9 protein-coding genes, 1 tRNA gene and 2 pseudogenes are annotated in these 8424 nt (G+C 61.6%); 4 read left to right on the forward strand and 8 right to left on the reverse strand.

What is annotated here, in order from left to right:
• Positions 1–219: 219 nt before the first annotated feature.
• Entirely contained in the window at positions 220–945 is a 726-nt protein-coding gene (locus ACIQ2E_RS09750; protein ID WP_398329574.1) for a YcgJ family protein, read from the reverse strand.
• Positions 946–1068: 123 nt separating this feature from the next.
• On the opposite strand from ACIQ2E_RS09750, the pseudogene ACIQ2E_RS09755 reads away from it, so the two are divergent.
• A pseudogene (locus ACIQ2E_RS09755) lies at positions 1069–1281 on the forward strand (integrase core domain-containing protein); the annotation flags it as partial.
• Between the two features lie 273 nt (positions 1282–1554).
• Here the strand turns inward: ACIQ2E_RS09755 and ACIQ2E_RS09760 are convergent.
• The 5 genes from ACIQ2E_RS09760 to minD all read right to left on the reverse strand — a co-directional run bounded on the left by ACIQ2E_RS09760 (position 1555) and on the right by minD (position 4782).
• A complete protein-coding gene (locus ACIQ2E_RS09760) occupies positions 1555–3144 on the reverse strand; it encodes a tyrosine-type recombinase/integrase (protein WP_398329577.1) in 1590 nt (529 codons plus the stop codon).
• 133 nt (positions 3145–3277) lie between these two features.
• Positions 3278–3349: transfer RNA gene (locus ACIQ2E_RS09765), tRNA-Thr, on the reverse strand.
• Between the two features lie 27 nt (positions 3350–3376).
• Positions 3377–3580 carry a response regulator transcription factor gene (locus ACIQ2E_RS09770; protein WP_398329580.1) on the reverse strand — a complete coding sequence of 68 codons (204 nt, stop codon included), beginning with the start codon at positions 3578–3580 and terminating at the stop codon, positions 3377–3379.
• A gap of 34 nt (positions 3581–3614) precedes the next feature.
• Positions 3615–3959 (reverse strand): cell division topological specificity factor MinE, encoded by a 345-nt coding sequence (gene minE, locus ACIQ2E_RS09775; protein WP_398329583.1) that lies wholly within the window; start codon positions 3957–3959, stop codon positions 3615–3617.
• Positions 3960–3963: 4 nt separating this feature from the next.
• Entirely contained in the window at positions 3964–4782 is an 819-nt protein-coding gene (minD, locus tag ACIQ2E_RS09780) for a septum site-determining protein MinD (RefSeq protein WP_398329586.1), read from the reverse strand.
• 116 nt (positions 4783–4898) lie between these two features.
• Here minD and ACIQ2E_RS09785 point away from each other — a divergent pair, with 116 nt between their 5' ends.
• The 3 genes from ACIQ2E_RS09785 to ACIQ2E_RS09795 are packed head-to-tail and all read left to right on the forward strand — an operon-like array spanning position 4899 to position 7053.
• The gene (locus ACIQ2E_RS09785) at positions 4899–5894 is read left to right on the forward strand and encodes a phosphatidylserine/phosphatidylglycerophosphate/cardiolipin synthase family protein (protein ID WP_398329589.1); all 996 of its coding nucleotides are present in this window, start codon (positions 4899–4901) and stop codon (positions 5892–5894) included.
• The gene (locus ACIQ2E_RS09790; RefSeq protein WP_398329592.1) at positions 5894–6448 is read left to right on the forward strand and encodes a chromate transporter; all 555 of its coding nucleotides are present in this window, start codon (positions 5894–5896) and stop codon (positions 6446–6448) included. The genes ACIQ2E_RS09785 and ACIQ2E_RS09790 overlap by 1 nt, the downstream gene beginning before the upstream one ends.
• Complete coding sequence (locus ACIQ2E_RS09795) at positions 6445–7053, forward strand: chromate transporter (protein WP_398329595.1); 609 nt, start codon at positions 6445–6447, stop codon at positions 7051–7053. The genes ACIQ2E_RS09790 and ACIQ2E_RS09795 overlap by 4 nt, the downstream gene beginning before the upstream one ends.
• On the opposite strand, the gene minC is transcribed toward ACIQ2E_RS09795, so the two are convergent.
• Positions 7050–7709, reverse strand: coding sequence for a septum site-determining protein MinC (minC, locus tag ACIQ2E_RS09800; RefSeq protein WP_398329598.1), 660 nt, complete (start codon positions 7707–7709; stop codon positions 7050–7052). The two genes, ACIQ2E_RS09795 and minC, sit on opposite strands and share 4 nt — an antisense overlap.
• Before the next feature lie 10 nt (positions 7710–7719).
• Positions 7720–8424 (reverse strand): annotated as a pseudogene (locus tag ACIQ2E_RS09805) (HD family phosphohydrolase); the annotation flags it as partial.

The following is an 8424-nucleotide window of genomic DNA, read 5'->3' on the forward strand; positions in this document are numbered from 1 at the left end:
GGTGGACTCATCCGCCTCCTCACATCAGCTTTAACGGCCTCGCTGTAACGACGCATTGGTCATGTCCTCAAGCCCCCGGGTGTACTGATCACAAGGGTGACAACTTTCCTGAAACCGGGGGTCCAGGCTCGTGGGTCTGTTCGGGTAGTGGCAGGCCGCAGGAACGGCAGATTCAGCATAAAAGCCAGCAGCAGCGAGCCACTGATCAACACCACAGACTCATTGCTTGAACAGAGAGTTCAGCAGGTTGCCAATGGCATTGCCAACGGCTTCGCTTTGAGTCGGTGCTTGTCGACCACCGCTGCTCTGGGTTGCAACGAGCTTGTAGTCCCCAAACCGGAAAACACCAGTTTGGCCATGGTCAACAAATGACACTGGCCAATTGCTACCGAAACCATCGCTGATGATGTAACTGCTGCCTTGCCGAACAAAGATATAGCGGTTGCCGTTCTGCAGCTGCACGACATATTTGTTGTCGTTACCCTGCATGACTTGCTTCAGTTGGCAAGGCCCGTCGTACACGCGCTGGCCGCCACGGCTGAGGCTGCAGAGGCCGCTGTCGCGCGCGATTTGTGGTCGACCTGGTTGAATGCCGGCGTTGCTAGGTCCGAACAGCTGCTCAGTCAGTCCGCGGGCGACATTCCGCTGCCCCCAGCCATCGTTCCAGCACAGGCGCTGACTCACGCTGCATGCTTGACCGGTGCTGAGGCGGAAATCTCGGCTGTTGGTTTGGCTTAGGTTGCGCTTGAGATGCTTGGCCGCCTTTTGGCCGTAATTGATTTGCGTAATGCCGATCGACGGGCCATAGCTGTCGTAGCAGACTTGGCCTACCGAGTCGCACACCACGCCCTGCTGGGGATAGGCAAGGCCAGCGGGTTGGGCGAGTCCTATACCACTGATCACAATCGTGATAGGCGTGGCAATAGCCAGGGCAGCCTTCAGCATGCGAACGAGTCCAGCTGCGCCAAACCTTAGGCATCAGCTGTGCAGATGTCAGGTGTTGAAAAGGCTCTTGGCCGATGGGTGCAGGACGACTCAGAAAAACGAACCAACGACTTGGAGTGCAACCAAGTGATGTCGGATAACGGTCCCGCTTACCTCTCACGCAGCTTTGCCAAGGCCTGCAAAGCCCTTGGCCTCAAGCACATCCGCACCAGGCCTTACACGCCCCGCACCAACGGAAAGGCCGAGCGCTTTATCCAGACCCTCTGTAAGGAATGGGCCTATGCGATGGCCTTTCAGAACTCCAAGGAACGCGACAACTGGCTGCCGCGTTACCTCTCGATCTCTAACCGGGGTGAGACTCGTATTCAAATTGTTCCTGCTTAGTGGTCATTGCTGGTAATTGCCATGTTCTTCTTGCATCAGTCTAGCTATAATCCTCACGCCAAAAATACTTAAGGCTCTACCCGACTTGCTACGTCCCACTGAATAGCCCATCAGAACCCCTACAGCGCCACCCGCCAAGGCGCCCTAAGCCTGAGCCCACCGCCGCCAATGGTTCAGGCGGATGGTATTGAGACAGGTGCTGGAAGGGATAAGCGTAATGCAGTACTATAAGTAACTGTTTGTTTCGGGAGGTTTCCAATCTGTCCCGATGTAGTTGGAGGCTTCCCGTAGTTTTTTTAAATCTTCTCTTGTGTAGTGATCGGTCATTCCACCTGCATGGCCCATGAGCTTTTTCTTGAGTCCCTCCGGTAGCTCGTACGCAAGGTCGCCACCAGCACCGTGTCTGAATGCATGTGGGTTGATGCGGCCTTCCAGGTTTAACTTTTTCTCGAGTGAACGGGTCCAGTTACCTGCTCCATCTTTTGGGCTTTTTGTTTGGTTCCATGAGTTGTTAATCACGTATTCTTCTCCTCCCCCTTTTTTTGGTAGTAGCCATTTCTCTAGCCGATCATTCAGCGGTACGTAGCGAATTCCTTCGGCCGTCTTGGAGAACTGGAGGTCAAAGAACCAAGCCCCATCAATTTCAGCAAGATCTTTCCATTTCAGTGATAGTGACTCGCTTACTCGTAACGTCGTGTTGTCAATGAGCAGGAGCCAGAGCCAGCGGTAGCGATCCTTTTCATGCAGGTATGCGTAGTCCAGCGCCTTTTTGACGTCTTCTTTCTTGGTTGCCTTATCCCGTTGCCGGAGTTTGGCTGTCCGTTTGTCTGTCTTGATTTTTCTGTAGATCGGCTTTGTTCGTTCCAGGCCATCTTGCAGTGACTGGTGTTTGATCAGTGATGCAATGGTCGTGGCCATGCCGTTTGCGCTATCTGGGCACAGGGGTTTGCCGTTCCATCCTTGAGTGACCAAATGTTCAAGGAACTGATTGAGGTTCTGGGTGTTGATGTCTTCAAGACTGGTCTTCTTGATGATTCTTGTCCAGGCTCTGAGTGCATATTGATGGGCTTGAATAGCAGACTCAGACAAACTGCTCCATTGGAACTTGTGTTCGGCAACTTCCCAAATACTTATCGGCTTTGCCTTGTTGGCGGCTTCCCGTAGGCTCTTTCCTGCCTCTGTCTCTTTGGCTAGATATCCGATTTCTTGGATTTGTTCTCCATATTTTCCAGCTTCAGTTATTGCCCACTTGAGACTTCTTTCTGCTAGTTCGAGCTCTGGTCCACTAAGGCTTAAGCCTTGGCGTCTAAGAAGTTCCCCGGCGAGCAGCCTGCTCATTTGTGCTGCCCTTTGGGTTGTTGCGCCTTCAATGCTTTCAACTGGCTTGATTTTCAGTCTGTTTTTTGGAGCAGAGTGAGGGCTTGGGTTTCCGCCCTTGGTTTTGAGTTGCCGGCCAATGCTCGTGACAGATCGCAGAGACTGTTCATCGCTTACAACCTCTTCGTAGATCTTGCCGATGGCCCTCTCCACGGCCTCTTGGATCGTCGTGTTCAATCCGGCGTCCTTGCTTTTCTGCTGTAGTTCAGCTTCTAGCTCGGCAAGGAGCTTGGGGTAGGCCCGTCTTGCCCGTCCTTCGTTCCGTTCCCCTGTAGAGCGTTCAAGCCGCGTCAGTGGCTTGCCTCGCGCGTTCCTAAGCGTTGCTCTGAGGCTTGTGGGTACTGGCAGGCTGACGACCCACATCTGGGTGTCCCTGCGGAAGCGGAGCCCTGGTAGGCCGCTCTGAGGCAGGTCGTTGGAGAAGCGTCCCTTGGCCACCTGTCAACTCGACGCTTACGTTGGCTTGATAAACGCCATGATAAACGTAGTTGATAAACGTGAGCGCTGGTCTTGCCACCCTCTGGTGCCCGAAACGCCAGTCCTGCACTGCTGCAACCGATCTGAACCTAAAAGCCGGCTAACGGATTTGAACCGATGGCCTTCGCTTTACAAAAGCGCTGCTCTACCACTGAGCTAAGCCGGCATTCGGAGCTGTCGCTCCAGTGGGAGCCTATCGCTCGGCCAGTGCCCACAGCAGCAACTGGGTGCGGCTTCGGCAGCCGGTCTTGGCGAGTAGGTGGGAGATGTGGCTTTCCACCGTGCGCGGGCTCAGCAGCAGCTCGGCGGCGATCGAGCGGTTGCTGAGCCCTTCTAGCAATCGCCGCAGCACAGCGTGCTCGGCAGCGGTGACCGCCGTTGGTTGGGGGGAGGGCATGGCGCTGGTGGCGGCAATGCCCTGAACATTCCCCTCAGGCCTGGCTGGCGGTCCACACCGGATCGGCTTCCGCCTCCGGTTCGGCTTCGGTGTCGGTGCTGGGCTCCTGCTGGGGCAGCGGTTTGGTGCGGCGGATCGGCAGGTTGGCCACCAGGGCGGTGACGCGATCTTCGGTTTCCAGGCTCACGTCGCCTTCCTCGATGTCGATCTCCACGTAGCGGCTCACCACCTCGAGGATTTCGCGCCGCATCTGCTCCAGCAGCTCGGGGTTGAGATCGCTGCGGTCGTGGGCAAGCACCAGCTGCAGCCGCTGTTTGGCGGTGGTGGCGCTGGCGGGCTGGCGACCGAGCAGCTTGTTGATGAAATCGCGCAGGGTCATCAGCTCAGAAGATCTTGGTTTGCATCAGGCGGCCGAGCTTGGCCCGTAGGCCGCGCCGCACCTTGGAGGGATCGATCAGCGGCACGTCCTCGCCGCAGACGCGGCGGGCGATGTTGTTGTAGGCCTGGGCTGCCGGCGAGCCGCTGCCGTTGAGGGTGAGCGGCTCGCCGCGGTTGGTGCTCACGATCACTTGCTCGTCCTCGAGCACGAGCCCCAGCAGCGGCAGCGCCAGGATGTCGGTTACGTCGTCGACGGCCAGCATCTCCTGATTGGCCATCATCTTCGGGCGCACCCGGTTGAGCACCAGCTGGATCGGCTGGATCCCGCGGGTGTTCAGCAGGCCGATCACCCGGTCTGCGTCCCGCACGGCGGACACTTCCGGGGTGGTGATCACGATCGCCTCTTCAGCGGCGCCGGCCGCGTTCTTGAAGCCGTCTTCGATGCCGGCGGGACAGTCGATCAGCACAATGTTGAACTGCTCCCGCAGCATGCCGACGATGGTCTGCATGTCCTCAGGCTTGAGCCACTCGAGCATGCGGGGATTGCCCGCCGGCAGCAGGGCCAGGTTGGGCTCCAGCTTGTGCTTCACCAGGGCTTGATCAAGGCGGCAGTTGCCGGAAAGCACCTCCTGGGCGGTGTACACAATCCGGTTTTCGAGCCCCAGCAGCAGATCGAGGTTGCGCAGGCCGAAATCAGCGTCGAGCACGGCGGTGCGCATGCCCTGCCGGGCCAGGGCGATGCCCAAGTTGGCGGTGAGCGTGGTCTTTCCCACGCCCCCCTTGCCTGAGCAGATCAGGATGGAACGGCTTCCCGATGTGGTCACGGGCACGGTCTGGAATCGAGGCAGGTTAAGGCCATTTCCTGGCTGCGCATGTGTCGCCCTCACTGGGCAAACCGATGGCATGCCCCCTAGAACGGAGCCACTGTGTTCCTTGGGTCATGGTTGCCGCCGCCAGCGGTCAGCGCCTGCTTGTGATGCCGGATGACGGCGGTGCGGCGGTGGTGGCGCTCATCGACCAGGCCTCCGACGAGCTGTTGCTCAAACAGTTCAAGTTGCAGAGCGAGGCGATCGAGCAGGCCCTCTTCCGTGCTCGGGAGCGGGGGGTGCGGGTTCGGGTGATGCTCAACCCCCACACCTCTGCCGGTGATCGTTGGAACGATGAGGCCTTTGCCCTGCTGCAGAACCAGGGGATTGAGGTGGTTTGGACCAGCGAGTGCTTCCCGGTCACCCACGAGAAATCGATGGTGATCGATGGCCATGCGGCCCTGATCGCCACCTTCAACCTCTCGGAGAAATACTTCACCGAAACCCGCGACTACGGCGTGATCACCCACGACCCGATCGTGATCGAGCAGGTGCGGGCTGGGTTTGAGGCCGATTGGCACCGCAGCTTCTTCGAGCCCCGGCTCGATGTGGGTCTGGTGTGGAGCAGTGCCCACAGCCGCGGTCAGATGGCCCGGGTGATCGATGCCGCCCGCAAGACCCTCTGGATTCAACACCCCAAATTTGTGGATGCCGTGATCCTCGAGCGAATCGTGGCGGCCCGTGATCGGGGCGTGAAGGTGCGGGTGCTGTGCGGTGGCAAGCACGGCCTCAGCGATTGGGACGTTTACGACACCTTCAGCTCCCTGCGGGTGCTGGAGATGTGCGGGGTGAAGATCCGGCGCCAGAAGCACCTCAAGCTCCACGCCAAGTTGATCCTGGTGGACGGCCGGGCGGCGATGACCGGCTCGATGAACATCGATCGCAGTGCCTTCGATGTTCGCCGGGAGCTGGGCATCGAGATCGACTGTCCCGAGGTGATCGAGCGGCTGCAGGCCACCTTCGAAGCCGATTGGGCGCTCGCGAAGAAATACAGCGCCCCCGACCCCCTCGATCCCACGTATCACGAGCATGGCGAGCTGGCGCCCGACCCCCATTTCGTGCACCACTGATGGATCACGGCGCCGTTGCCCCCACCCGCTGGCAGCTGTTCCTGGGCATGCAGCAGGTGGCCCTGTCGTCGTTCGGTGGTGGCCTCTCCGCCTGGAGTGAGCGGATCGTGGTGGAGGAGCGCCAGTGGATGAGCCAAGAGGAGTTCATTACCGGTCTCACCGTGGCCCGTCTGTTTCCAGGGCCGAATCAGATCAACATGGCCGTTTACATCGGCAGCCGTTTTCACGGCCTCACCGGCGCCATCGCCGCCCTCAGCGGCATCCTGCTGCTGCCCTTCAGCCTGCTGATGCTGCTGGGGCTCGGCTACTTCTATCTCCACGAAACCCTGGCGGTGGATCGGCTGCTGGCGGGGGTGATCACCGCCTCTGCCGGCATGGCCCTGTCGATGGGCTTCAAGATCGCCGGCGCCTACAACCGCGACCCTGTGGCCCTGCTGCTGGCGGCCTGCAGTTTCATCGCGATGGATGTGTTCCATGTGCGCCTGGTGCCCCTGGTGCTAGTGGCGGGCCCGCTGGCGATGGCCTGGTATTGGCCGCGGGGTGACCAGCGATGAGTTGGTTGCTCGCCCACACGGGCGCTTCGCTCTGCCAGCCGGTGCAGCTGAGCGATTGGCGCAATCTGCTGGCGGTGATCTGGGATTTCCTGCGGCTTTCCCTGTTTTCGCTGGGGGGCGGCAACACCTTGCTCAGCGAATACCACCACATCGCCGTCGACCAATACTGCTGGCTCAGTTCGCGCCAGTTCGCCGATCTCTATGCCCTCGCTGAGGCCGCACCCGGGCCCAGCTCGATGCTGGTGGGCCTGCTCGGCATGGGAGCGGCGGTGCAGGAAGGCCCCCTCTGGGGCCTGCTCAGCGGCCTCGGGGCTGAGGTTGCCATCCTCTTGCCCTCCACCCTGGTGATGGTGGCGGCGGCCCTGAGCTGGAATCGCTTGCGGAACAGCCCCTGGCGGATCGCCGTTGAACGGGGCCTCGGGCCGATCACCCTGGGCATCCTGTTTGCCGTGGGCCTCAAGATCCTGCGCATCTCCGACCACGACACCCCCGCCTACGCCGTGTCGCTGGTGGTGTGTGTGCTGATGCTGCGCACCAAGATCTCGCCGCTCTGGTTCATGGCGGTGGCTGGCCTGCTGGGCGGCCTCGGCCTGGTGAATCGCTAACGGTTCAAGCGCTCCAGCGGCCATTGCGGTTCGGCCGGTTCGATGGCGATCGCGCCGTTCCGCAGCACCGCCTGCTCGCAGAAGCCCGGCGGCGGCTGATCCTCGGGCCCACGGGCCACCGCATCGGCGATCCGCAGCTGCAGCGGCCGCAGCTGCAGGGCCACGATCCGGGCGCTCGGGTCGCCGCTTTGGCCGGCATGGGCCACGCCCCGGAGCCGTCCCCACACCCGCACATCCCCTTGAGCGCTCACGCGCGCACCCGGATTCACATCGCCGAGCACCAGCAGCGACCCGCTCACCTCCAGGTGATCACCCGAGCGCAGGGTGCCGCGGTGAATGGTGAGGCCATCAGCGGCCGCTGGGGGCGCCAGAGCCTCAGCCGCTTCTTGCTGCAGTTCCGTCTCGAGGCCCAGCGCCGCGGCAGCCACCAGCGCCAGAGGGTGGCTCGCGAGCACCCGCCCCAGGGGCTGCCCCGCCGCCGCCAGCAGGGTCTGAATCTCCCGCAGTTCCGGCAGGTTGAGCACGCGATCGCGGCAATCGAGCCAGCTCACCCCCGATGTGCCCCCAGGGCTCAGCTGGAGCCGCACCTCCTCCAGGGCGGCGTTGCTGCTCTGGGCGTTGGCCTTCAGCTGCAGGAGAAGGAGGGGGGTGTGCATGGCCAGCAAGTTAGGCAGCGCCATCGCCCGCTTCCAGGGCCAGCTGTGTGCGGAGCGGCCCGGTGATTTCAGGGGGGTGGATCAGCCAGGCGCTTTCGCGCGCTTCGCTGAGGCTCTGCACCAGGGGTGAGCGCTGCTCCAGGGCGGTGAGGTGGCGGCCGTCCCAGAGCCGCAGCCCGCCTCGATAGGGGTGATAACCACGGTTCTGCTGGCTCTGGAGACCGCAGCAGAGATCCGCCTGCAGCCCGGCCTGCTCGCTCAGCCGCTGGGCCAGGGCCAGCAGTTCCAGGCGTTGTTCCTGCTTCAGCTGGCTCACATCGCTGGCCTTGAGCAGGCGGCGATCGAGCAGCCGCCCGCAAAGGTCCTGCAGGGCTGCGGGCCCCTCCTCGCGCCAGCGCTGTAGGTGATAGCCCGTGCGGTGGTCGTCGTTGCCGAGGAAGTCGTCGAGGCTGAGGGCATCGCTGTGCCACAGCCAGCGCTCCATCACGGCATCGGCCCACACCCGTTGGGGGCCGAGCTGGCGGGCCACGGCGATGCTGCGGTTGAGCAGCCAGTTGCACACCACGTTGAGGCGGTGGTTGTAAACGCTGCGGTACATCAGGTTGCGCACCACCAGGTAGTGCTCCACCGCCATCAGCCCCTTGGGGTGCAGGGCGAGACCGCCATCCGGCGCCAGGGAGAGGCTGGCGAGGATCCGCTCGAGATCCAGCTGCCC

The sequence above is a fragment of the Vulcanococcus sp. genome, assembly GCF_044369115.1.
Lineage (GTDB): Bacteria > Cyanobacteriota > Cyanobacteriia > PCC-6307 > Cyanobiaceae > Vulcanococcus.

Excerpts from the sequence above, each read along its gene's own strand:
- ACIQ2E_RS09750 (WP_398329574.1), bottom strand. The coding sequence starts at position 945 with ATGCTGAAGGCTGCCCTGGCTATTGCCACGCCTATCACGATTGTGATC.
- ACIQ2E_RS09770 (WP_398329580.1), bottom strand. The coding sequence starts at position 3,580 with ATGCCCTCCCCCCAACCAACGGCGGTCACCGCTGCCGAGCACGCTGTG.
- minE (WP_398329583.1), bottom strand. The coding sequence starts at position 3,959 with ATGACCCTGCGCGATTTCATCAACAAGCTGCTCGGTCGCCAGCCCGCC.
- ACIQ2E_RS09785 (WP_398329589.1), top strand. The coding sequence starts at position 4,899 with ATGGTTGCCGCCGCCAGCGGTCAGCGCCTGCTTGTGATGCCGGATGAC.
- ACIQ2E_RS09790 (WP_398329592.1), top strand. The coding sequence starts at position 5,894 with ATGGATCACGGCGCCGTTGCCCCCACCCGCTGGCAGCTGTTCCTGGGC.
- ACIQ2E_RS09795 (WP_398329595.1), top strand. The coding sequence starts at position 6,445 with ATGAGTTGGTTGCTCGCCCACACGGGCGCTTCGCTCTGCCAGCCGGTG.
- minC (WP_398329598.1), bottom strand. The coding sequence starts at position 7,709 with ATGCACACCCCCCTCCTTCTCCTGCAGCTGAAGGCCAACGCCCAGAGC.